The sequence below is a fragment of the Facklamia sp. P12955 genome, from assembly GCF_050409565.1.
Classification (GTDB): Bacteria; Bacillota; Bacilli; order Lactobacillales; family Aerococcaceae; genus Facklamia.
In genome coordinates, this window is sequence record NZ_JBNUPF010000006.1 from 53,120 (window position 1) to 76,756 (window position 23,637).

Here is a 23,637-nt window from a genome sequence, read left to right on the forward strand (position 1 = left end):
AACAGTGTAACATATTTAAAAAACAACTGATTATTAGTCAGACAGGGAATGGTAGTGAAAAATGAAAACAGCAATTATAGTAGATTCTACAGCATATTTAAACCAGGAAATAGCCAGTCAATCAAACGTTTTTCAAGTCGATCTTAGTGTTATTTTTGATGATGGGACTGTTTTTAAAGATTCATCTGATATTGATGAGCAGACGCGGTTTTATCAGTATATGGAAAAAAGTGATCGATTACCTAAATCTTCTCAACCACATCCAGGTGACTACTACCAATTGATGGATCAGATTGTTGAAGAAGGTTTTCAAGCAGTCATAGCTATCCATCTATCTTCAAAAATATCAGGAACTTTAGCTTTAGCGCAATCGGTACTAACTGAATACCAAGATCGTATTCAAAGTTATATTATCGATTCTAAGTCTTCATGCATAGTCATTGAAGGTTTGGCAAGGAAAGCCTTAAAAGGACTCGAAGCGGATAAGGAATTAGAAGATATCGTGGCTGAACTAACTTGGCAAGCAAATCATACACAAACTTATTTGATGGTCGAAGAGTTAGAGAACCTAGTTAAAGGTGGACGTTTAAATGCAGGTTTTGCTACACTAGGCCAATTGCTTAAAATTCGTCCTTTATTGCATTTTGATGAGGAAGGAAATATTCTTCTCTTTGAAAAAATCCGTACTAATAAAAAGGTGTATGCTAGATGGATTCAACTAATTAAAGAAGCAATTGAATCATATCCCCAAGGTATTCAGCTTATGATGACACATGCCAATGCTAAAGACGAATGTAGTGTGGTTGTAGAATTAATTGAAAAAGAGTTAACGATCTCTGATATAGAAATTAACTCGATCGGCCCTGTTATCGGAACACATACCGGAAAAGGTTGTATTGGCTTGGCCATAATGCCTAATTACGATCCTAATTAAACAAGTAAATAATAGCACTAATTATTCTCCTTCTGTGTACTTTATAAAAAGACATGGAAGGAGATTTTTTTGATGGAGTGGAAAGAGTATTTTATTGGTCAATTAATGACTCAAAGAGAAGTAACAATAATCTGGGATAAATTTCTTTCTCAATCCAGCTGGAAATTAGAGACGATATTTAATCATCTACACGCAATGCCTGCTATACAAATAAAACAAAAGCACATCCTTTGTTCCAGGTGCAATTGTCAAGATCAACAACAATACTATAAGTTTTATTTTAATAAAAAGAAGATTATATATTGTTGTTCGTGTCTTCAAATGGGACGAATTTGTAGTAACGATTTGCTTTATTATTTACCAAACAATCAACCTTTAACTATAAGAAATCAAAAATCCTTTCTCACCTGGCAAGGGAAACTTTCGCCACAGCAAAATAAGGCTTCACAAGAAGTTGCGGAACAATTGGATGATAGTAGTCACCCACATTTAATCCATGCTGTAACGGGAGCTGGTAAAACAGAAATGCTTTTTCCAATAATCGATGAAATATTAAGAAAGGATGGAAAGATAGCTTTAGTCTCTCCAAGAGTTGACGTGTGCATTGAACTTTTTCCAAGAATTAAAGCTGCTTTTAATTCGGTCAAAGTTCTTTTGCTTCATGGAAAGAGTGAAACAAAATATGAGCCCTGTGAAATTTTAATAGCAACTACCCATCAGTTGCTAAGGTTTTTTCAAGCCTTTGACCTAGTAATAGTGGATGAAGTAGATGCCTTTCCCTATGTTGATAATGAGAGTTTACATTTCGCGGTAAATCGAGCAGTTAAAAAGAAGGGTAAATTAATCTTTCTGACAGCAACACCGGATAAAAAAATTGTGGAAGCGGTCAAAAAAGGCTTGATTCACCAGACCATTTTACCAGCGCGATTTCATGGTTTTCCTTTGGTTGAACCCATATTTTTGTGGTTGGGAGATTGGAAAACTAACTTAGTAAATCAACAAAAGAATTCCAAACTTCTCTTAAGCCTAAAACATTTTATTGCGCTTGAAGGTCGGAAACTAATTTTTATAGCCAATATCAAGTTGGCAATTCTATTATCTGAGTGGTTAGAGAAACTTTTTAAAGGCCTTAGACTTACCTATGTATATTCAACAGATCCTCTAAGACATCAAAAGGTAGAAAAAATGCGCAAAGGTCATTATGACATACTAATCTCTACATCCATTCTTGAAAGGGGAGTAACTTTTGAAAACTGTCATGTGTTTATCCTTGGTGCTGAGGACCCTCTTTTTTCTAAATCAGCTTTAGTTCAAATGAGTGGCAGGGTAGGAAGGAAGGCTGCTTATCCATCAGGTAAAGTTGTTTTTGGTCATTATGGTATTACAAAAGAAATGAAAAGAGCGGCTATAGAAATTAAGGGAATGAATCAGTTAGCGAGCAAGAGAGGACTTTTAAATGCAAATGCTTGATGAAAGGGTCTGTTTGATGTGCCAGAAAAATTACCAACGTGATTTAAGTTGGCAACAGTTATTTTCCTGGCAAGCTATTGAATTTGAACCATTGTGTTCAGACTGTTTAAAATCATTCGTTCCTTATCATTATCAGAGTGAAAGTTGCAGAGCCTGTGGAAGAAAATTAGATGGTAGCAACCACTATCAAACTACTTATAGAATCAAAGATACTGATGAGAATTACTGTCTAGATTGTTATCGCTGGCGCCAAAAATATCCTCTAAAGCTAATAAACAACCAAGCCTTATTTGACTACAATGCTGGTTTTAAAAATTGGATCACTCGTTATAAATATGATGTAGATTGCCGGATGGCGAATGTAATGAAGCAAGTCTTAAAGAAAACATATAAACACTATCCAAACTACCTTTGGTTAATTTTACCTAGCTCTGAATCAAGCTTGAAAAGGAGATTGTTTCATCCGACCGCATATTTATTAGAAATAGCCCACATCCCTTATTGTTGTCCCTTCCATTACATTGGAAATGAAATTAGACAAGCAGCAAAAAGTCGAAAAGATCGTTTAACACTCAATCGTCCATTTGCTTGGATAAATATAGAAAAAGAAAAATTAAAAGAAAAGAAAGGTCTAATGATTTTTGATGATGTTTATACAACAGGGGCAACTATGATACAAGCAAAATTAGAGATAGTTCAACATTTTGAAGCTATTGCTAAAGAAGAAATGGATTTAAAAAGTATTACTTTAGCAAGAAATCAATCACTTGCTTAGAATGTGTAGCGCTTTCAATCGATGTGGGCATGTGTTATAATAATTTTAAGCTAGTAATAGCTTTTGGGTTTATGGCTCATTAGCCTTAGACCAAATAGAGAGGAAATGAGGGATATTTATGTTTAACTATAATGTTCGTGGAGAAAATATCGAGGTTACTCAAGCTATTCGAGAATACGCCGAAAAGAAAGTTTCAAAACTTGAGCGTTTTTTCAATGATGTACCGAATGCAACTGCCTATGTAAATTTGAGGGTTTATCCTGATAAAACAGCAAAGGCAGAAGTAACTATTCCTTTATCTTTCTTAGTGCTCAGAGCTGAAGAGACAACACCTGATTTATATGCGAGTATTGATTTTGTAGTTGATAAATTAGAGCGACAAGTACGGAAATATAAGACTAAAATTAATCGCAAATCACGTGAAAAAGGCTTCGAAGGAATAACTACATCAGATTTGGTACAAGCTTCAAATGTAAATAATCATGAAGATGAAAGCGAACCCGATTTACAAATAGTTCGTTCAAAGCGAATTGCTTTAAAACCGATGGATTCAGAAGAAGCAGTCTTACAAATGAATATGCTAGGCCATGACTTCTTCGTATATAAAGAAGGAGAAACAAACGAAATTAATATCGTTTACCGCCGTAAAGATGGTCGATATGGATTAATTGAAACAGCGAGAATGGATTAAGATTAAGTTGTATCCTTAGAATATAGTGAATATCAAATGTTAAATGAAGAGCTTATCAATGCTCTTCATTTTTATTGTTAAAAAGCAGAAGGAATTAAACTTTTACAATACACTAGCAGATAAAAATGTTTGAAAGTCGAGTTTTTAATGATACAATGTTACAGTGAGAAAATTTATTCATGGAATGGGTAAATGAGGATTATGGGAATTAAAGGAGCATATTAATGGCCAACTTTTTAAAAAATTTAATTGAAAATGATAATGCTGAATTGAGAAGAACCGGAAAATTAGCTGACCAGGTAATCGACTTAGAAGAAGATTACCGCACGATGACTGATGAAGAACTGCGTGCCCAAACTACTATTTTAAAAGATAAATTAGCTAGTGGAAAAAGTTTAGATGATATTCAGGTAGAGGCATTTGCTGTTGTAAGAGAAGCTGCTTATCGAGTATTAGGCTTATTGGCCTATCGTGTCCAAATTCAAGGCGGCTTTGTCATTCATAAGGGTGATATTGCTGAAATGAAAACCGGCGAAGGTAAAACTTTGACAGAGACAATGCCTGTTTATTTAAACGCTTTGTCAGGTAAAGGGGTTCATGTTGTTACTGTTAACGATTATTTAGCAACTCGTGACTCTAAAGAAATGGGAGAAGTTTTCCGCTTTTTAGGCTTAACAGTCGGCTTAAATCTAAACTCAATGAACGCTGCTCAAAAGCGTGAAGCATATGCTTGTGATGTGACTTATTCTACAAATAACGAATTAGGTTTTGACTATTTAAGAGATAATATGGTTGTTTACAAGTCTCAAATGGTTCAAAGACCATTATATTTTGCGGTAGTAGACGAAGTGGACTCTATCTTAATTGATGAGGCTCGTACACCGTTGATTATTTCTGGTCAAGGTGAGAAATCGACAGCCCTCTATAATCGGGCAGATTATTTTGTTAAGGGATTGAAAGAAGAAGAAGACTACACCATTGATTTGACTTCTAAGTCAATTGTTTTAACAGATATTGGAGTTGACAAGGCTGAAAAAATCTTTCGCTTAGAAAACCTGTATAATGTTGAAAATTCATCACTGGTTCATCATATTGATCAAGCTTTACGCGCAAATTACATTATGATTCATGATATTGACTATGTGGTAGACGAAGAGGAAGTTAAGATTGTCGATCCATTTACAGGTCGTATTATGGACGGTCGTCGTTATTCAGATGGACTTCACCAAGCGATTGAAGCAAAAGAAAATGTTGAAATCCAAGATGAGTCCAAGACAATGGCAACGATTACTTTCCAAAACTACTTCCGTATGTATGAAAAATTATCTGGAATGACGGGAACGGCTAAGACGGAAGAAGAAGAATTTAGAGAAATTTACAATATTAACGTCGTTTCAATCCCAACCAATCGACCAGTTATTAGAAAAGACCACCCAGATTTGCTTTATCCAAACTTAAAAGCTAAATTTGCTGCCGTCGTAGAAGAAATCAAAGAACGTCATGCTAAAGGGCAACCTATTTTAGTAGGGACAGTGGCTGTAGAAACTTCAGAGTACCTATCAAAATTATTAACAAAAGAAGGTATTCCTCATGAAGTCTTGAATGCTAAAAATCACTTTAAAGAAGCTGAAATTGTTATGGCTGCCGGTCAAAGAGGTGCGGTAACCATTGCGACCAATATGGCTGGACGGGGAACCGACATTAAGTTAGGATCAGGAGTTAAAGAAGTAGGCGGACTCGCTGTTATCGGAACTGAACGTCACGAATCACGTCGAATTGATAACCAGTTACGTGGACGGGCAGGACGTCAAGGAGATCCCGGGGCATCACAATTCTATTTATCACTAGAAGATGATTTGATGCGTCGTTTCGGATCAGACAGAATTCAAAAGGTTTGGGAAAAACTGAATATGACAGACGACAACAATGAAGGAGAAGATCTTGCTATTCAAAGTAAGATGTTATCTCGTCAAGTTGAATCAGCCCAAAAGAGAGTGGAAGGTAATAATTACGATACTCGTAAGAGTGTTTTAGAGTACGATGAAGTTATGCGTGAGCAAAGAGAAGTTATTTATGGTCAAAGATTGGCGGTGATTAATGAAGAAGAAACCTTAACACCTCATATTAAAGCAATGATTAAACGGACCATCGAGCGTGAAGTGGCCTATGCTACTGAAAACGATGAAAAGGATTGGAATTTAGACAGTCTATTGGACTTCGTTCACAATACATTATTTAGTCCAGAAAAAATCTCAATAAAAGACTTAGAACGTAAGAGCAGAGAAGAATTAATAAATTATTTGTATAATGAATCTGTGTCGGCTTTTGATGAGAAAATTGCTTTACTAAATGGTCCTGAACAAGTTTTAGAATTTGAAAAAGTAATTATTTTGCGTGTGGTTGATTCGAAATGGACAGACCATATTGATGCGATGGATCATTTACGTCAAGGTGTTGGTCTAAGAGCATACGCTCAAACGAACCCTCTAACAGAATATCAAACAGAAGGCTTTGATCGCTTCCAAGAAATGATTGCTGCAATTGAATATGACATCACTCGATTCATAATGAAGGCACAAATTCGTCAGAATTTGGAGAGGGAGCAAGTTAATTCCACAAGCCCTCGGGTAAAACCAAGTTCAATGCCTAAACACCAAAGTGTAAAAACATTAAAAGGCTAATATGACAGAATAGCAAAGGTCCTGCGGATTAACTCCAAAGGACCTTTTGTGTCAATTTTAAAAAGTAAGGTGATATGATGGAAATATATGAAATTAAGGACCAAATAGAATCAGCCCAACTTAATATTGAAAAAATAAGGGGGTCCCTTTGACATCGATAAATTGGAAGCAGACGTTGCTGAAATGGAATCGAAGATGTTAAAGGAAGATTTTTGGGACGATAATCAAGCTGCTCAATCTTTAATTCAAGAATTAAATAAATGTAAACTCGAAAAAAACTCTTTTTATCAATTAGAAGAAGGACTGGATGATGCAATGATTGGACTAGAGCTTATTGAAGAAGGCCAAGATCCTGAATTACAAAAAGAGCTAGAAGAAAAGCTGGTCTTACTCAATAAACAAATTGATGATTATCAACTATCTCTTCTTTTGTCGGGAGATCATGACCATCTCAATGCGATTATGGAAATTCACCCAGGAGCGGGAGGGACAGAATCCCAAGATTGGGGCGAAATGTTGTTGAGAATGTATGAACGCTGGGCGAGTCACAATCATTATGCGATAACATTTATAGATTATCAAAATGGGGATGAAGCAGGCATTAAAAGCGCTACTTTTGAGGTTTCTGGCTATAAAACTTATGGACATCTGAAGTCGGAAAAAGGGGTTCATCGTCTCATACGGATATCGCCTTTCGATTCTAATGCGCGCAGACACACTTCCTTTTGTTCAATTGATGTTACTCCGATGATTGATGGTTCGATTGAGCTAGAAGTAAATCCTGAAGATTTACGTATCGATACTTATAGAGCTTCAGGAGCTGGCGGACAACATATAAACAAAACTTCTTCTGCCGTTCGAATTACACATCTTCCGACAGGAATTGTTACTCAAAGTCAATCCAATCGTTCACAAATTCAAAATAAAGAGCAAGCTATGAGCCTCTTGAAAGCAAAACTTTATCAAAAAGAAGTGGAAGAAAAAGAAGCTGAATTACAAGCGATAAAAGGTGAGCAAAAAGATAATGCCTGGGGTTCACAAATCAGGTCCTATGTTTTCCACCCTTATTCAATGGTAAAAGACCATCGAACGAATTATGAAACGGGGAATATCGACGCTGTAATGGATGGAGAATTAAATCCTTTTATTGATGCTTACTTAAGGTGGAATATCCAAGAAGAAAAATAAGTAATAAAGAGTGAAGAATTACTAGTATGTGAGGTGAAATTGTTGATTAAGCTAATTAAAGCGAGCAAACAGTATGGTAATGGAATATGGGCTGTTAAAGATGTGAGTCTCGAGATAAATAAGGGAGAATTTGTTTATTTAGTAGGACCTAGTGGTTCGGGGAAGTCTACGCTGATGAAATTGTTAAATCGTCAAGAAAAAGTTACAAGCGGACAAGTGATTGTTAATCAGTTTAAAGCGCATGACTTAGCTGAAAGGAAAGTTCACCTATTACGAAGGCAAGTTGGTGTAGTTTTCCAAGATTTCAAACTTTTACACCAATTTACAGTAGCTGAAAACATTGCTTATGCATTAGAAGTTACAGGAGAGAGTAAAAAGAAAATTAAAAAACGTGTGTTGGAAGTTCTTGATATCGTTGGTTTAAAGTCTAAAATGCATCAATTACCGAACGAGTTGTCAGGTGGAGAGCAACAAAGGGTTTCCATAGCGAGAGCTTTAGCTAATCGTCCTCAAGTGCTTGTGGCGGATGAACCGACGGGTAATTTAGATCCAACCAGTGCAGTTTTGATAATGCGAGCTTTAGAAAAAGTTAATCGCTCTGGAGTAACTATTCTAATGGGAACTCATAATGATAATATCGTTAACTCCCACCCTCACCGAATTTTACAAATGCACCAAGGTAGATTGGTAAGAGATATAAAAAGAGGTGTAAAAAATGAAATGGATTAGATCCCGTATTCGTCATTTTAGAGACGGAATGAGAAATTTATTTCGAAATGGCTGGCTGACTTCTGCATCAATCGTAGTTATGAGTCTAACTTTATTTTTATTAGGCACCTTTTTTGTTCTCGTATTGAATATTAATCAATTGACAGAAACGATTGAAAATGAGATTCAAGTACGAGTGATGATTGATCCTTTAGCAGAGGTTGCTGATGAGAGAAAACTTGGTGATGAAATTGCAGCGATGGATAATGTTGTTAAAGTTGTCTATCGGTCGGCAGAAGAAGAATTAGAGTCTTACCAAGAAGTTATTACAGAAGATTTTGATGTTTTAATGGATCAAAATCCTCTTAACAATATGTACTTAGTCACTGTAAATTCAGCTAATTCATTAGAGCAAGTAACCAAAAAAGTTCAAAAATTAAAATGGGTTCAAAGTGCTAATATTGGTTCAGTCAATCTTGAGAGCTTGATCCAAACAATTGAAATTATGCGATATGCTATAGCTATTTTAGGAGCTATTTTTATTCTGATAGCTATCTTACTTATCTCCAACACAATTAAAGTAACTATTCAGTCGCGCTCAAGAGAAATTGAAATCATGGAGCTGGTAGGTGCAAAAAAATCTTATATAAAGGCACCTTTCGTTATTGAAGGGGGAAGTGTAGGAATTATAGGCGCTGCCATAGCCAGTATTGTTTTATATTTTTCCTACCAAGCAATCCTTAGCCTGGCTCAAGAGTTACTGGCTTTTAATCCGGAGTATGCCATGCCTATTTATCCTAATATCTTGTATATATCTGGTATTTTGCTGGTTTTGGGCTATCTATTAGGTGTTTTAGCAGCAAAAAGAGCTGTAAACAAATTTTTTAAATAGAAATTTAAAAGACTTCCCTATTCTTTTAAAGGGAGGTCTTTTTATAGTAGTGAAAGCTATTGATTAGAAGATATCTTTTAATAGATGAAGGCGTCTGATAGAATAAGAAAGTACTTAGAGATCCTAGGAGGTTGGCTATGAAAAGAGTGCTGGTTGTCGATGATGAACAATCGATATTAATGTTATTAGAATACAATTTAAATCAAGCTGGTTTTGATGTGGTCACTGCAGAAGACGGTAAGACCGCTTATAAATTGATTAAAAAAGAAAAGTTTGACTTTATCATTTTAGATATTATGCTTCCAAAAATGGATGGAATGGATGTATGTCGCCGTGTGCGTCAAGAAAAAATTGAAACACCTATTTTAATGTTGACGGCCAAAGATGATGAATATGATAAGATTATTGGCTTAGAATTAGGAGCAGATGATTATATGACCAAGCCTTTTAGCCCAAGGGAGGTTATTGCCAGAATTAAGGCAATTGGGCGTAGGATGCAAAGTAGCGAAAAGAATGTAAAAGAGGTTGAAAGTCAGACAGAATCAGTAGATATTACACCTCTACAAGTTCCTACTAATGCATCTGAGAATTCAAATGATGTGATAAGGCTCGGTAAGTTAGAAATATTTCCAGACCGCTATGAAGTGATATGTGATGGTAAATCAATTGATTTAACGCCCAAAGAGTTTGAACTCTTACTCTATATGGCAGTTAGAAAAGGGCGTATACTTAGTCGTGATCAACTGCTTAATAACATATGGAATTTTGACTACGCGGGTGAAACGCGTATCGTCGATGTCCATATTTCACATTTAAGGGAAAAAATTGAAAGTGACACAAAAAGTCCTGAATATATTAAAACGGTAAGAGGGTTTGGTTATAAATTTGAGGTACCACAAGCATGAAACTGATAGACCCGAGCCAAAGACGCCGACAATTGGGACTAGGAATTGTCCTATTTATGATAGGTATTTTATCTTTAGTTTATTTGGGTTACAGACAAATTGAGCAGACAATTTATACGATTTTACAAGATCAAGTGCAAACTCATTCAGCTTACATATTCATTAAAGATCAAAGTCGGATAGAAGATTATTATCAAGACCTAGATAGTATCTTTAGTGGTGAAGATCGCGAGGTTTTTTTAATTTCTCAAAGAAATAATTCGAAAAATCGCTTAGTACCCAATACTTTATGGAGAAATTCAAAAGAAGGTAATACAAAGAGCAGTCTGAGTCTCATTCATCAAAAGATTATTAAAAATAAAGGTCAAAATATAATTTCCTGGAGAGCTGATCAACGGATCTATGCTGGTAAGAAATTAAATTGGAACAAACAAACTGTTTGGTTGGTTGAATCGGTCGATAAGAACTACTTTTCTTTCAAATGGCAAGAATATTGGAAGCTGGTAGCAATTTATATTATGGTTCAGCTTTCCCTTATATTCTTAGCTATTCGATTAGCCTTGCTAAAAACTACGGGTCCGATTCAATCAATAAGGCAAGGGATAGAAAAGGTTAGAGATTCCGATTATCATTATGAATACCTTGAACATTCGATTCCCGAAGTTAATCAATTAGGACAATCAGTTACCGATATTGTCAAGTATTTAGGAGAAGACCGCAATGATCTGATTTCTGGACAACAGCAATACTCTTTATTACTGGAGAATATCAACCTTGGAGTATTAGTCATTGACTCTCAAGGAAAGATTGATCTCATGAATCCAGCTTTAGGAAAAATTTTAGGACTGTCGCCAACAGTAATTGGGCGTCCTTACCAAGCAATTTTAAAATCTTTTCAATTAATCAGTTTGATTAATCGAGTGATGCAAACACATTTGCCTGTACAAGAAGAAGTAGAAGTTTATGTACCTAAATCAAAATTCTTGGATGTCAATATCCTTTCCTATCAAGAATATCAAGCCAGTGAAATGTCTTTTTTGGTATTACTCTATGATATAACTGAAATCCGTCGTTTAGAAACGGTAAGAAGTGAATTTGTAGCCAACGCTTCACATGAACTAAGAACACCTGTGACTGCTATCAAAGGTTTTGCAGAAACACTCTTAAACGGAGCGCTAAAAGATAAGAAGGCAGCTAATAAATTTGTTAACATTATTGCCAAAGAAAGTAATCGACTGGAAATGATTATTGAAGATATTCTTGAGTTATCTCGTGTTGAAAAAAGTGAAAACAATTTACCTAGATCAAGCTTTTATGTGGATAAAGTAACAGAAAATATGATCGAGTTTCTTTCTCAAAAAACTGCTCAAAAATCAATTAAAGTCGAATTGATTTCTAATAACAATATTGCTTTGAAAGCAGACCAATATCGCTTTGAGCAAATTTTAACCAATCTATTAGACAATGCTATTAACTATTCAGATGAAGGCAGTCAAATAACAATTAGTATTAAAGAAAAAAAGAAAAAAATTGAATTAACTGTTGCTGATACAGGAATAGGGATACCCGAAACAGAGATGGATCGAATTTTTGAAAGGTTTTACCGAGTTGATAAAGCACGCAGTCGAAATTCAGGTGGAACAGGCCTTGGGCTTTCGATTGTGCGCAATTTAGTCAAAATGATGGGTGGTAAAATCGAGGTAAAAAGTCAAGTGGGGGTAGGGACATCGTTTACGATAATTCTCCCTAATTAATGATGACGCTTACAGTTAAGAATGTTATAAGAAAGCCCTTCACCCAGGGTCTTGTAACATATTTGTAACATTATTTGCTGAAAATTTACAAAGAATTTACATAGGTGAAGTACAATAACAATGTACTATCAATGCAAGAGTTATTGTAGTCAAGTAAATTGTGGAGGAGTTGTCTTAATGCAGGGCAAAGTGCTAGAAAGATTCATGAAATATGTCTTTATGTTTTGTGCATTCTTATCTATTTTATCAATTGTTTTAATCTTCTATTTCATCTTTGTAGGTGGAACAGTTGATGACGGAGTTTGGAAATTCCAAGGTGGAATTCCTTTTCTAATGAAGCATGGCTTCTTAAAAACCTTTGTAGGTCAGCAGTGGCAGCCTTCTTGGAAAGAGCCTCTTTATGGTATTTTCCCTTTCATTATGGGGTCTATTTATGTTACGGTTGGCGCTATTGTTGTTGGAGTTCCCATTGGAGTTCTAACGGCTATTTTTATGGCATATTTTTGTCCAGATTTTTTATATAGAATCTTTAAGCCAGCAATTAACTTAATGGCAGCCATTCCTTCAATCGTTTATGGTTTTTTTGCTCTTCAAATGATGGTTCCATTCATCAGAGGATTAAAGTTTTTACCAGCTAATAATGGAATGAATATACTGACAGCTTCGGTCTTATTAGGTGTAATGATTCTACCGACTGTAATTGGACTTTCAGAAGCAGCTATTCGAGCGGTGCCGAGACACTATTATAATGCCTCAATGGGTCTTGGCGCTACTCATGAGCGATCTGTTTTAAATGTCATTGTCCCAGCGGCTAAATCTGGTATTCTATCTGCCATTATCTTAGGGATTGGTCGTGCGATTGGTGAAACAATGGCGGTTGTTTTAATTGCTGGAAATCAACCAAGGTTGGCTAAAAGCTTGTTTGAAGGAACAAGAACACTGACTACCAATATTGTGTTGGAAATGGGATATGCAAGTGGTGATCACCAGCACGCACTAATTATGACAGCCTCAATGTTATTTGTTTTTATCTTAATTATTAACGGTACCTTCATGTGGATTAAATCGAAAGGAGATAGAACTTAATGAGCGCAAAAATCATTCGCTTTATTGTTTGGCTAGCAGCCTTTTTTACCATAGGTATGTTGCTCTTTATCATCGGTTTCATTCTTTGGAACGGCTTGCCGGTTATGAACACTCAACTTTTTGCCTGGGAATACAATTCAAACAATGTATCGATGATGCCTGCTATTATTTCAACCTTAATTATGATTGGCTGTTCACTTTTAATATCTGCTCCAATCGGAGTCTTTTCAGCTTTTTATTTAGTTGAGTATGCAGACCGTGGAAATCGATATGTACATTGGATTCGGTTAGCAACCGATACACTGGCTGCGGTTCCTTCAATTGTTTATGGTTTGTTCGGGATGTTACTGTTTGTGAATGTAATTTTTAAAACCTATTCTCACATTGCTGGCATTTTAACGTTATCCATTATGATTTTACCAATCATTATTTCTTCAACAGAAGAAGCTTTACTTTCGGTTAATAATTCTTTAAGGATGGGTTCCTTAGCTCTGGGTGCTGGTAAATTAAGAACGATATTTACAGTTGTTCTTCCTGTTGCTATGCCAGGTATCTTATCCGGAATTATCTTAGCAATTGGCCGTATTGTAGGGGAGTCGGCGGCCTTAATTTATACGATGGGTACGTCCTCAGGTATGGTTAAAAACCTATTGAGTTCGGGTAGAACATTGGCTACACATATGTATGTTTTATCTTCAGAAGGTTTTCACGTTAAAGAAGCTTATGCAACAGGAGCGGTTTTGGTATTGCTGGTCTTAATTATCAACTGGCTATCTACACTCTTAGGCGCTCGATTAGGTTCAGGAGGAAAATAAAATGGCAAACAGATCAAAATTCTCAGTTCAAAATTTAGACTTTTATTACAGTGAGTTTCATGCCTTAAAAAATATTGATATGGAAATAGAAGAAAATTTGGTAACAGCCCTTATCGGACCTTCTGGTTGTGGAAAGTCTACTTTCTTAAAAATTTTAAATAGAATGCAAGATTTGACACCGGGTACACGAGTGGATGGAAAAGTTGCTTTGGATGGCATGGATATTTACGATAAACGGATGGATGTTAATGATTTACGTAAAAGAGTCGGAATGGTTTTCCAACAACCCAACCCTTTTCCAAAGTCTATCTATGACAATATTGCATACGGACCAAGAACTCACGGTATCAAAGATAAAACACAATTAGATCAAATAGTAGAAGAGTCCTTAAAAGGGGCAGCTATTTGGAACGAGGTTAAAGATAAGCTTCATCAAAATGCTACTGCCGTATCTGGTGGTCAGCAGCAAAGAATTTGTATTGCGCGTGCAATTGCCAACCAACCTGAAGTTATTCTAATGGATGAACCGACTTCTGCTTTGGACCCTATTTCAACAAACAAAATCGAAGATTTAGTGAGTGAATTGAAGAAAAAATATACCGTAATTATCGTTACGCACAATATGCAACAGGCCGGACGTATTTCTGATAAAACTGCCTTTTTCTATGAAGGTGTAGTGGTTGAATTCGATGAAACCGAAAAAATCTTCTCGAATCCAGCTAATGATCAAACGCAAGATTATATTTCTGGACGCTTTGGATAGACACTTGAAAGGAGTCAATCATGAGAAATATTTACACAAAGGATTTAGAAGACTTTTCAAATAAGTTATCAGAACAAGCAACAGCAGTCATCGAAAATGTGCATTTAGCTATTAACGCATTCAATAATGACGACACCAGTGCAGCTTCAAAATTAAAAGAAGCAGATCAAGAAATTAACCAATTAGCCAATGAGATTGAAAAAGAAGCTTATCGTTTAATCGCCTTACAACAACCCGTGGCGGAAGATCTACGTTTGATTTTTACAGTAATGAGCATCAGTGTTGACTTAGAAAGAATAGGTGACCATGCTGTTTTAATAGCAAAAAATGTTAATCGAACTAATGAAGATACAGAAAAAATTAAATCCTTAACAGAAATAATAAATAAAATGGCTCAAATGGTTTTTGAAATGATCAATGATGTTCTAGAAGCTTTTTCGGAAAGAGACGCGGTAAAAGCACAAGAGATTGCCGACCGTGACGAATTAGTTGATGCCTGTCTTAAACAACTTTATAATGACTCTGCTTTACGAATGGAAAAGAATAGAGAGTCTGTTAATACAGGAATTAACTATCTAGCAATTGGGAATTCAATTGAAAGAATTGGTGACTATGTCACTAATATTTGTGAGCGAATTGTATATCTTAAAAAAGCAGAGATAGTTGATTTAAATCACTAGTATTTACTCAAACTTAACACTAAATTTACATTAAATTTACAAATTTTATGTATACTATGAATGTGCTAACGTTGAGTGAGTTCGATGTTGGCAATGTAGTTGTGTTGCTGATTTGATAAAATTTAAGGAGATGTAATTAATGAAAAAATCATTAAAAGCTTTACTATTAGTAGCTGTAGCAGGTTTAGGGTTGTCGGTAGTTGTTCCAGCAATGGCTCAAGAAGGGCCAATTAATGTAATTAGTCGTGAAGATGGTTCAGGTACCCGTGGCGCATTTGTTGAAATTGTCGGTGTTGTTGATGAAGATGATAACGACCTAACTACGCAAAATGCTACTGTTCAAAACCAAACATCTGGTGTAATGCAAACAGTTGCTGGAGACCCTTCAGCAATCGGATATATCTCATTAGGATCACTTGATGATTCAGTGAAAGCATTAAAAGTTGATGGTTCTGAAGCGACTCCTGAAGCTATCAAAGCTGGAGACTATCCAATCGCTCGTCCATTTAATGTTGCATGGTCAGCAGAAAAAGAATTATCTGAAGTTGCAAATGACTTTTTAACATTCATTCATTCTCAAGAAGGACAAGCAGTAGTTGAAGAAGAAGGATACATCAGCGTAACACCTGCTGGCGAAGAGTTAGATGAAACTGTAGAAGCAGAAAGTGAAGAAGTAGAATCAGAAGAAGCAGCAGAAAGTGAAGAAGTAGAAAGTGAGCTAGCTCCTTATGAAGCAACTGCAGAATTAGAAGGAACTGTTGAAGTTGTTGGATCAACTTCTGTATCTCCTTTAATGGAAAAACTTGCTGAAGCCTATAAAGAATTCCAACCAAACGTTGAAATTAATATTACTTCAAACGGTTCATCTGCAGGTATGGAAGCAGCAATGAATGATACCGCTGACTTAGGTATGGCTTCTCGTGAATTAAAAGATGAGGAAATGGAAGCTTTAAAACACGACGCAATTGCTATCGATGGTATCGCAGTAGTAGTAAATAATGAAAACCCTACTGAAGAAATGACTCTAGAAGCAATCCGTGGAATCTTCTTAGGAGAAATTTCTACTTGGGAAGATACGGTAAAATAATTAAGTGAATAAGTAAATAATCAAGGCGCACCTTGGGTGCGCTCAGACTGAAGACAAAGCCCTCTAAACCACTACTTCTTAGTGAATTAGAGGGCTTTTTTGTGTATAATAAAAAGAAAACGGGTGATTCGTATGATGTCAAAAAATGCTGACAGTAAAACCTTTGAAGCACGTAATCAAATGGCATTTTATGCCCTTGAAGAACTGGTACCTCCCAATCATCTTTTGCGGAAAATTGATCATCATATTGATTTTAATTTCATCTATGACTTGGTAGAGGACGTCTATTGTCAAGATAACGGTCGACCAAGTATTGACCCGATAACTTTGATTAAAATCCCTATGATTCAATATCTCTTTGGTATTCCAAGTATGCGCCAAACCATTCAAGAGATTGAAGTGAATGTTGCTTATCGATGGTTTTTAGGGCTTTCTTTAACGGATACTGTGCCACACTTTTCAACCTTCGGTAAAAATTATAAGCGTCGTTTCGAATCTCAAAGTTTAGCCGAGCAAATATTTGCCCAAATTTTAAAGCAATGCGTTGAGGCTGGCGTGGTGGATTCAAAGGATATTTTTATCGATGGTAGCCATGTTAAAGCTTGCGCCAATGGCCGAAAGTATACGAATGAAGAAGTGATCGTCCAAGCAAAATGGTTGGCAGAGGAAATGATGGAAGCCGTTCAAGAAGACCGAGCGCTTCACGGTAAAAAGCCTCTAAAAAATACCGAAAAGAAGCACTTAACAAAATCCCAAACAATCAGTCCTAATGATCCGGAGGCAGGATGGCTCCATAAAGGAGATCATATGCAAGTTTTTGCCTATAACATTCAAACAGCCTGTGATCGTAATGGGTGGGTTTTAGGATATAGTGTCCATCCGGGAAATACACACGATACCCAAGCTTTTCCTTTAATCTTTGAAAAGATTATTCCTTTTAACCCTAAGCATGTCATTGCAGACGCGGGATATAAAACGCCTACTATCGCTCAATTCCTATTCAAACAAGAAATTACACCGGTGTTTCCTTATACACGGCCAAGACGTAAACGGGAGAATAGAAACATTATCTATGACGAATACTATGATTGTTATTTAGATGAAAACGATGTGGTCTATCGCTATACAACTACCAATCGAAAAGGCTATCGAGAGTACAAAGCTTCGAGTCACGACCAGAAGAAATATCAAAATAATCGTGTGATTACCCGACATGTCTGGCAAGAAGCCCTTGAAACATGTGAAGATATAAGACATTCAGATGGCATGCGAGAGCTTTATAAAGAACGTAAGGAATCAGTAGAAAGATTATTTGGCACTGCCAAGGAGCATCATGGCTTTCGATAGACGCATTTAATTGGAAAAGCCTTGATGGAATTTAAAGCAGGGCTCACTTTTGCTTGTATGAACATGAGAAAGTTAGCAAACATATTAGAAATGAGGAGCTAGAAAGGCTTCGTTTTTTTATTTATTAAGGAAATTTGGGCAGAAACAAAGACAAACCCTGTATGAGTCATCCTCAAAGAAGGGTTTGTCTTCAGTCTGGGCGCACCTTGGGTGCGCTTTTTTATTTGCAATCATATGTGGTAAAATGAAAGAAAACAAAGAAGGTGAAAATTATGGAAATCGAGTTAGAAATCGATCGTCTAATGGGAGAAATAGAGGATTTATTCCAGGGGAAAGTAGATTCTCAGGATATTTTTGTTTTAGGTTGCTCAACATCTGAAATGGCAGGTGGAAAAATTGGGAAGGCATCTCGTCCAGAGTACGGGAAACTATTAGTCAATGCTTTAATCAAAACTACAAGCAAAATGGGACTCTTTCTTGCGGTTCAAGGCTGTGAGCATATTAATCGCAGTCTAGTGATAGAACGTCAAGCTGCTAAAAAGTATGGCTTAGAAATTGTCTCAGTAGTCCCTGCTTTGCATGCGGGAGGAGGAGCAGCCGTAGCGGCCTATCAGTTATTCAAGGATCCAGTCATGGTAGAGCATGTTCAAGCAAGTGCAGGTATAGATATTGGGGATACACATATCGGTATGCATATAAAACATGTTCAAATTCCTGTTCGTTTTAAACACAACCAACTAGGGTTTGCCAGGGTAAATGGACTATCATCGCGGCCAAAATTAATTGGTGGAGAACGCGCAAATTATTAAATGTAGTCCTTAATTATCTTCTTAACATACTGGTCAATTTGATAGTAACGCCCCTTTTTATCAATGGTTTCCTTATCGTCCAAGAGAGCTTCTAAAAGTTCTAAGTTTAAAATCCATTCGCTAAGCTCGTGATGCGATTGTTCTGTAATAAGTAGCACCCAATATTGAAAGGCGAGATAAGTTTTTGAATGATTTGTCGATGACAATTCCATCTTAATGAAACCCACGTTCCAAGTAAAAGAGAAGAAACGAGGGCTGTCAAAGGCCAATATTTCTGCTTGTTGTTCATTTTTAATGTGGTCTGTGTAATGCAAATGATTGCTTACCTCAATTTTTTCTGTTAAGGGAAGGCCATGCTATCATTTTGCATGAGTGCTCTATCCGTTAAAAAGGGCCGACCATCTTTTTGTTGATGTTTATACAAGCAAGTAAATTCAATAGAGTAGTTGTTTTCACCAAGATTAATTAAATTTATTTCAGGTAACAAAGGAATCTCCTTTATTTTTTTATATAGTTTAACAAGGAAAGATAGTTACTTGAACAGTAGTTAACAGGTTTTTAGATTATAAAATAGATAGGAGCTCTAGAATGGTTTTATTAAGGAAAAAAATTGGTGTCGTTGTCACAGGTGGAATTGCTGCCTATAAAGCGACTGAATTAGTGCGACAACTTGTTAAAGCTGGGGCAATAGTGCGTGTTATAATGACAAAGTCAGCAAGTGAGTTTATCACTCCGCTAACTCTACAAGTGCTTTCGCGCCATGAAGTTTTGATAGATACTTTTAGTGAAAATGATACTGAACACGTTCAGCACATTGAGTTTGCTGATTGGTGTGATCTTGTAGTGGTGGCCCCAGCAACGGCTAATATTATTGGAAAATTATCCAACGGCATAGCAGATGAAATAGCTTCTACAACACTATTAGCTGTTGCTTGTCCTTGTCTTTTATGTCCGGCGATGAACACAAACATGTATCAGCATCCTGCCACTCAAAGAAACCTAAAACGTCTAAAGAAAGATGGTTACTACTTGTTAGAACCGGATACAGGCTTTTTGGCAGAAGGTTATGAAGGCAAAGGGCGATTACCAGCTATTACTCAGATTGTTGAAAAGCTTGAAAGTATAGCAGCCAAACATTTTTACCCTCAATTATTAGAGAATAAAAAAGTGATTGTAACAGCAGGTGGAACGAGAGAAAGAATCGATCCTGTTCGCTACATTTCCAATGATTCTTCCGGCAAGATGGGATATGCTATGGCTAAAATTGCGAGTTTTTTGGGAGCAGAAGTCTCTTTCATTTCCACTAAAGATCATTTTCCAATGATGGATAATATGGACTTGATTTTAGTGGAATCAGCGCTTCAAATGCAAAAAGAAATCAATGAGCGCTATGCGCAAACGGATTACGTTATTATGGCAGCTGCGGTGAGTGACTTCAGAATGATGGATCAAGCTGAACATAAAATTAAGAAAAAGGATCAAGAGAATGAGAAAATCCTGTGGGAACTTATCGAAAACCCAGATATTTTAGCGGAATTAGGACAAAATAAAAAGCAGCAAGTTTTAGTTGGCTTTGCTGCGGAGACTCAAAATTTAATCGAATATGCTCAAAGAAAGTTAAAGTCAAAAAGAATAGATTGGATTATCGCGAATGATGTTTCTCAGAAAGACATTGGTTTTAATTCAAAAAACAATCAAGTGACTCTTTTAAACGAAAAAGGGCAAGTTGTGAACTTACCTAAAATGGAAAAAATTGATCTAGCAAGAAAAGTTTGGGAAATTATTCTAAATGATCCGATTATTAAAGATTAGAGGAGAATAAATGAAATTAGTAGTTGAAAATCTAACAAGCGGTTATCGCAATGTTCCGGTCATTAATAATGTAAATTTTGAAATTCACTCAGGCGAAATAGTTGGATTAGTTGGTTTAAATGGTGCAGGAAAATCAACGCTCTTGAAAACTATTTTAGGCCTTTTACCTAACCAGTCAGGGCAAGTGCTGATTGACGGCATCTCAATTGCAGAAGACCACCAGAAGTATGCTAGTCAAATTGCTTATATTCCTGAAACGCCTATTTTGTACGAAGAATTAACTTTGAAGGAGCACTTAGAAATGACAGCTCTTGGGTATCAAATTCCGATGAAAACAGTCATGCAAAGAGCCCAACCTCTTTTAAAGAAATTTCGCCTAGAAAAAAAATTAGAGTGGTTCCCCACTCACTTTTCTAAAGGAATGAAGCAAAAAGTAATGATTATTTGTGCTCTAGTTACGGATGCTCAATTATTAATTATTGATGAACCATTCTTAGGATTAGATCCGCTAGCTATTCAACAATTCACAGATTTATTGAAGAAGAGCGCAGTTTCTGGTCGCTCAATTATATTTACAACACACATTTTAGCGATTGCTGAGGACTTATGTGATTCTTTTCTTTTGCTTCAAAAAGGTCAACTTGTAGCTCAAGGAGACTTAAACCAGTTGCAGGCTATCTATAACCTCCAAAAAGCGAACTTAAACGATATCTATATGACCATGACTAAGACAGGTGAAGTTAATGATTAATTTGGATCATTTATTTAATAAAAGAGCTAATCAATTATTGAAGGAAGTTGGGAAATATGGGCGATTAATTTTTAATGATCATTTCTCTATAGTGCTTTTCGTACTGATGGGTTTTCTAGCTTTGACTTATAGAGATCTACTTGAAAGATTAAACCAAGGTTCCTATTTTGCTTTCATATGGATGATTCCTTTGATGATAGCTTTTTTTCTTACAGTAATTTTAAACTTCGGGCACCCTTTATGGTTAAATCATGAGGCTGACCGATCCTATTTATTTCCTAGAGGCGAGGATTGGTTTAAATATTGGCGAAAAGCTTTTATCTACACCTCGCTTTCTCAAGTAAGCCTAGCTCTTTTAATTAGCTTTCTCTTCTATCCGTTAATCTCAATTGTGAGTGATTGGAATCAAAATAATGCTGTTTTCTTCTGTTTTATTTATGCAACTTTGAAATTTTTAGCTGTGATCAATCAATACCTAAATCTTTATTATCCAAATAACAATTTTTTATCTAGAAATTCCGTAAAAACACTCAACTATTTTACTGGATTTTTTATAACGATAAGCTTTTATTTACCCGATTTCTATCCATTTTTAATGATGTTAGTTGTAAGCGGACTATATTTAATGATTGTATATTGGCGTTATCGTATATTAGCTAAAAACCTTGTCGATTTTGAGTTCATTATTAACCAGTCTCATGCTAATAAATCGCGTTTTTATAAGCTGATTTCTCTATTTGCAGATGTTCCACAAGTAAAAACTCCCATTAAGGAACGGAAATGGTTGTATCCTTTGATGAACTTGATTCAAGGGAAAAAGGCTAATCGATATAGCTATTTCTTTGCTCGAATGATTACTCGACATGAAGGTTATTCAGGTATATGGCTTCGTATTACAGTGTTTATTCTGATTATCATTTTCTTATTGCCTGATAATTGGTTGGCTTTAACCTTAATAGGGGGAATTGGTTTTTGGCTCGCGCTTATTCAAATTTTGCCGATTTACTTACTAGGGAATAATTTGCCTTTTCAATTACTTTATCCTACTCAAGATTTACATTTGAAAAAGAATGCTTTTCAGAGGATGTTAGCTTCAATTTTGGTAATGATGATGCTTGCTTTTTGTTTAGGAATGCTAGTTAAAGTGGGTTTATCCTTAACACTACTGTGGGTTTCGTGTGCTTGGTTAATACTAATTTTAGCTATAATTCACTTTTATGTCCCTATTTGGCTAAAGAAATTAAAAAAGAAGTCCGATAAAAGAAAGCCTCTTTAAAGTAAGAAAGAATTTCTTTGATTGAAAACGAATTCTTTGTTAAAATTAATACAAATACTTATTAAGAAAGCAGGATGAATGATGTCAGTAAATGAAGAATATCTTAAACGTCTAACAGAAGTTAACGGGATCGGTGGCAATGAACGTTATGTTCGCGAATTGTTTAAAGAAGAAACTAAAGACCAAGCAGAAGAATATCTGCAAGATGGTTTGGGTGGTATTTTTGCTAAGCATACAGGCAATGCGGATGGACCACGCGTTATGTTAGCTGCTCACCTAGACGAAGTTGGCTTTATGGTTAAAGAAATCACCGATGAAGGATTTCTTAAGTTCGTTACCATTGGTGGTTGGTGGAGTCAAGTTGTCTTAGCACAACAAGTAACAGTAACTACAAGAGAAGGTAAGACATTCCATGGTGTTACAGGATCTAAACCTCCACATGTACTAACTGCAGAAGCTCGTAAAAAGCCAATGGAATTTAAAGATATCTTTATTGACCTAGGTGCTTCTTCTAAAGATGAAGTCATGGAATGGGGTATTCGCCCTGGCGATATGATCACTCCGTACATCGAAACACGTCGTATGAATGGCACTAAATTCCTTTTAGGTAAAGCTTGGGATAACCGTATCGGTATAGCTGTTGCAATTGATGTATTGAAGAATTTAGCTAAAGAAGGACATGAAACGGTTCTATTCTCTGGGGCTAACGTTCAAGAAGAAGTTGGTCTACGCGGAGCTAGAGTTGCTGCACATATGCTTAATCCTGATATTTCATTTGCTCTAGATACTGGTACAGCGGGTGACACACCTGGTATGACTAAAGATGAATCTGCAAGTAAATTAGGAAAGGGACCTCAAATCATTGTTTATGATAGCTCAATGATAGCTCACCGTGGCTTACGTGAATTTGTAGTAGAAGTGGCTGATAGAGAGAACATTCCTTATCAATTCGAATTTATTCCTGGTGGTGGAACCGATGCTGGTTCACAACACCTAGCATTAAATGGTATTCCTTCTATTGCGATTACTGTTCCAGTTCGCTACTTACATTCACATACTTCTGTTATTCACGAAGATGACTACTTAAATATGGTCAAATTAGTAACAGCAGTAGTGAAAGAGTTGAATGCAGAGACAATCAAGCAAATTAAAGATAACGCATAAAAATTAACTTTATTAATCCCCTTAAGCATCAGAAGTTTGATACCTAAGG

General features: G+C 36.0%; 21 protein-coding genes and 1 pseudogene. 21 read left to right on the forward strand and 1 reads right to left on the reverse strand.

Going from position 1 to position 23,637, the window contains the following annotated elements:
- Nucleotides 1-61: 61 nt before the first annotated feature.
- The 17 genes and pseudogenes from ACQV2G_RS02660 (at nucleotide 62) to ACQV2G_RS02740 (ending at nucleotide 18,585) form a co-directional block, all read left to right on the forward strand.
- Complete coding sequence (locus ACQV2G_RS02660; protein WP_428874172.1) at nucleotides 62-934, forward strand: DegV family protein; 873 nt, start codon at nucleotides 62-64, stop codon at nucleotides 932-934.
- Nucleotides 935-1,006: 72 nt separating this feature from the next.
- Nucleotides 1,007-2,404: a DEAD/DEAH box helicase gene (locus ACQV2G_RS02665; protein ID WP_428876084.1), complete on the forward strand. Its 1,398-nt coding sequence runs from the start codon at nucleotides 1,007-1,009 to the stop codon at nucleotides 2,402-2,404.
- Nucleotides 2,405-2,420: 16 nt separating this feature from the next.
- Nucleotides 2,421-3,179 carry a ComF family protein gene (locus ACQV2G_RS02670; RefSeq protein WP_428876085.1) on the forward strand — a complete coding sequence of 253 codons (759 nt, stop codon included), beginning with the start codon at nucleotides 2,421-2,423 and terminating at the stop codon, nucleotides 3,177-3,179.
- Nucleotides 3,180-3,297: 118 nt separating this feature from the next.
- Complete coding sequence (hpf, locus tag ACQV2G_RS02675; protein ID WP_428874175.1) at nucleotides 3,298-3,870, forward strand: ribosome hibernation-promoting factor, HPF/YfiA family; 573 nt, start codon at nucleotides 3,298-3,300, stop codon at nucleotides 3,868-3,870.
- 224 nt (nucleotides 3,871-4,094) lie between these two features.
- The gene (secA, locus tag ACQV2G_RS02680; RefSeq protein WP_428874176.1) at nucleotides 4,095-6,551 is read left to right on the forward strand and encodes a preprotein translocase subunit SecA; all 2,457 of its coding nucleotides are present in this window, start codon (nucleotides 4,095-4,097) and stop codon (nucleotides 6,549-6,551) included.
- A gap of 77 nt (nucleotides 6,552-6,628) precedes the next feature.
- A protein-coding gene (gene prfB / locus ACQV2G_RS02685) for a peptide chain release factor 2 (RefSeq protein ID WP_428874177.1) occupies nucleotides 6,629-7,739 on the forward strand; the annotation gives its coding sequence in 2 pieces (ribosomal slippage) (nucleotides 6,629-6,700 and nucleotides 6,702-7,739; 1,110 coding nt in all).
- A 42-nt stretch (nucleotides 7,740-7,781) separates the two neighbouring features.
- Nucleotides 7,782-8,468 carry a cell division ATP-binding protein FtsE gene (gene ftsE / locus ACQV2G_RS02690; protein WP_428874178.1) on the forward strand — a complete coding sequence of 229 codons (687 nt, stop codon included), beginning with the start codon at nucleotides 7,782-7,784 and terminating at the stop codon, nucleotides 8,466-8,468.
- Nucleotides 8,455-9,339: a permease-like cell division protein FtsX gene (gene ftsX / locus ACQV2G_RS02695; protein WP_428874179.1), complete on the forward strand. Its 885-nt coding sequence runs from the start codon at nucleotides 8,455-8,457 to the stop codon at nucleotides 9,337-9,339. Before ftsE ends, ftsX begins: the two co-directional genes overlap by 14 nt.
- Nucleotides 9,340-9,476: 137 nt before the next feature.
- Nucleotides 9,477-10,244: a response regulator transcription factor gene (locus tag ACQV2G_RS02700; RefSeq protein WP_428874180.1), complete on the forward strand. Its 768-nt coding sequence runs from the start codon at nucleotides 9,477-9,479 to the stop codon at nucleotides 10,242-10,244.
- Entirely contained in the window at nucleotides 10,241-11,998 is a 1,758-nt protein-coding gene (gene pnpS / locus ACQV2G_RS02705) for a two-component system histidine kinase PnpS (protein WP_428874181.1), read from the forward strand. Before ACQV2G_RS02700 ends, pnpS begins: the two co-directional genes overlap by 4 nt.
- Nucleotides 11,999-12,175: 177 nt before the next feature.
- Nucleotides 12,176-13,084, forward strand: coding sequence for a phosphate ABC transporter permease subunit PstC (gene pstC, locus ACQV2G_RS02710; protein WP_428874182.1), 909 nt, complete (start codon nucleotides 12,176-12,178; stop codon nucleotides 13,082-13,084).
- Nucleotides 13,084-13,899, forward strand: coding sequence for a phosphate ABC transporter permease PstA (gene pstA, locus ACQV2G_RS02715; RefSeq protein ID WP_428874183.1), 816 nt, complete (start codon nucleotides 13,084-13,086; stop codon nucleotides 13,897-13,899). The genes pstC and pstA overlap by 1 nt, the downstream gene beginning before the upstream one ends.
- Nucleotide 13,900: 1 nt before the next feature.
- Nucleotides 13,901-14,662: a phosphate ABC transporter ATP-binding protein PstB gene (gene pstB, locus ACQV2G_RS02720; RefSeq protein WP_428874184.1), complete on the forward strand. Its 762-nt coding sequence runs from the start codon at nucleotides 13,901-13,903 to the stop codon at nucleotides 14,660-14,662.
- 20 nt (nucleotides 14,663-14,682) lie between these two features.
- A complete protein-coding gene (gene phoU, locus ACQV2G_RS02725; RefSeq protein WP_428874185.1) occupies nucleotides 14,683-15,342 on the forward strand; it encodes a phosphate signaling complex protein PhoU in 660 nt (219 codons plus the stop codon).
- Between the two features lie 139 nt (nucleotides 15,343-15,481).
- A complete protein-coding gene (locus tag ACQV2G_RS02730; RefSeq protein WP_428875492.1) occupies nucleotides 15,482-16,429 on the forward strand; it encodes a substrate-binding domain-containing protein in 948 nt (315 codons plus the stop codon).
- Nucleotides 16,430-16,564: 135 nt separating this feature from the next.
- Nucleotides 16,565-17,761: pseudogene (locus ACQV2G_RS02735) on the forward strand (IS1182 family transposase); the annotation flags it as partial.
- A 287-nt stretch (nucleotides 17,762-18,048) separates the two neighbouring features.
- Nucleotides 18,049-18,585: a TIGR01440 family protein gene (locus ACQV2G_RS02740; RefSeq protein ID WP_428875523.1), complete on the forward strand. Its 537-nt coding sequence runs from the start codon at nucleotides 18,049-18,051 to the stop codon at nucleotides 18,583-18,585.
- Here ACQV2G_RS02740 and ACQV2G_RS02745 read toward each other — a convergent pair.
- Entirely contained in the window at nucleotides 18,582-18,899 is a 318-nt protein-coding gene (locus ACQV2G_RS02745; RefSeq protein ID WP_428876086.1) for a hypothetical protein, read from the reverse strand. The genes ACQV2G_RS02740 and ACQV2G_RS02745 overlap by 4 nt on opposite strands.
- Before the next feature lie 274 nt (nucleotides 18,900-19,173).
- Here ACQV2G_RS02745 and coaBC point away from each other — a divergent pair, with 274 nt between their 5' ends.
- From coaBC to ACQV2G_RS02765, 4 genes are all read left to right on the forward strand, one after another.
- Nucleotides 19,174-20,397, forward strand: coding sequence for a bifunctional phosphopantothenoylcysteine decarboxylase/phosphopantothenate--cysteine ligase CoaBC (coaBC, locus tag ACQV2G_RS02750; RefSeq protein WP_428874190.1), 1,224 nt, complete (start codon nucleotides 19,174-19,176; stop codon nucleotides 20,395-20,397).
- 10 nt (nucleotides 20,398-20,407) lie between these two features.
- Nucleotides 20,408-21,148, forward strand: a complete 741-nt coding sequence (locus tag ACQV2G_RS02755) for an ABC transporter ATP-binding protein (RefSeq protein WP_428874191.1) — start codon at nucleotides 20,408-20,410, stop codon at nucleotides 21,146-21,148.
- Nucleotides 21,141-22,424, forward strand: coding sequence for an ABC transporter permease (locus tag ACQV2G_RS02760; RefSeq protein WP_428876087.1), 1,284 nt, complete (start codon nucleotides 21,141-21,143; stop codon nucleotides 22,422-22,424). Before ACQV2G_RS02755 ends, ACQV2G_RS02760 begins: the two co-directional genes overlap by 8 nt.
- A 78-nt stretch (nucleotides 22,425-22,502) precedes the next feature.
- Nucleotides 22,503-23,588 (forward strand): M42 family metallopeptidase, encoded by a 1,086-nt coding sequence (locus ACQV2G_RS02765; RefSeq protein ID WP_428874193.1) that lies wholly within the window; start codon nucleotides 22,503-22,505, stop codon nucleotides 23,586-23,588.
- Nucleotides 23,589-23,637: the final 49 nt, after the last annotated feature.

Excerpts from the sequence above, each read along its gene's own strand:
- ACQV2G_RS02755 (WP_428874191.1), top strand. The coding sequence starts at position 20,408 with ATGAAATTAGTAGTTGAAAATCTAACAAGCGGTTATCGCAATGTTCCG.
- ACQV2G_RS02660 (WP_428874172.1), top strand. The coding sequence starts at position 62 with ATGAAAACAGCAATTATAGTAGATTCTACAGCATATTTAAACCAGGAA.
- pstB (WP_428874184.1), top strand. The coding sequence starts at position 13,901 with ATGGCAAACAGATCAAAATTCTCAGTTCAAAATTTAGACTTTTATTAC.
- ACQV2G_RS02760 (WP_428876087.1), top strand. The coding sequence starts at position 21,141 with ATGATTAATTTGGATCATTTATTTAATAAAAGAGCTAATCAATTATTG.
- ACQV2G_RS02730 (WP_428875492.1), top strand. The coding sequence starts at position 15,482 with ATGAAAAAATCATTAAAAGCTTTACTATTAGTAGCTGTAGCAGGTTTA.
- pstA (WP_428874183.1), top strand. The coding sequence starts at position 13,084 with ATGAGCGCAAAAATCATTCGCTTTATTGTTTGGCTAGCAGCCTTTTTT.
- coaBC (WP_428874190.1), top strand. The coding sequence starts at position 19,174 with ATGGTTTTATTAAGGAAAAAAATTGGTGTCGTTGTCACAGGTGGAATT.
- ACQV2G_RS02670 (WP_428876085.1), top strand. The coding sequence starts at position 2,421 with ATGTGCCAGAAAAATTACCAACGTGATTTAAGTTGGCAACAGTTATTT.
- ACQV2G_RS02740 (WP_428875523.1), top strand. The coding sequence starts at position 18,049 with ATGGAAATCGAGTTAGAAATCGATCGTCTAATGGGAGAAATAGAGGAT.
- ACQV2G_RS02665 (WP_428876084.1), top strand. The coding sequence starts at position 1,007 with ATGGAGTGGAAAGAGTATTTTATTGGTCAATTAATGACTCAAAGAGAA.
- phoU (WP_428874185.1), top strand. The coding sequence starts at position 14,683 with ATGAGAAATATTTACACAAAGGATTTAGAAGACTTTTCAAATAAGTTA.
- ACQV2G_RS02700 (WP_428874180.1), top strand. The coding sequence starts at position 9,477 with ATGAAAAGAGTGCTGGTTGTCGATGATGAACAATCGATATTAATGTTA.
- ACQV2G_RS02765 (WP_428874193.1), top strand. The coding sequence starts at position 22,503 with ATGATGTCAGTAAATGAAGAATATCTTAAACGTCTAACAGAAGTTAAC.
- hpf (WP_428874175.1), top strand. The coding sequence starts at position 3,298 with ATGTTTAACTATAATGTTCGTGGAGAAAATATCGAGGTTACTCAAGCT.
- pnpS (WP_428874181.1), top strand. The coding sequence starts at position 10,241 with ATGAAACTGATAGACCCGAGCCAAAGACGCCGACAATTGGGACTAGGA.
- ftsX (WP_428874179.1), top strand. The coding sequence starts at position 8,455 with ATGAAATGGATTAGATCCCGTATTCGTCATTTTAGAGACGGAATGAGA.
- pstC (WP_428874182.1), top strand. The coding sequence starts at position 12,176 with ATGCAGGGCAAAGTGCTAGAAAGATTCATGAAATATGTCTTTATGTTT.
- secA (WP_428874176.1), top strand. The coding sequence starts at position 4,095 with ATGGCCAACTTTTTAAAAAATTTAATTGAAAATGATAATGCTGAATTG.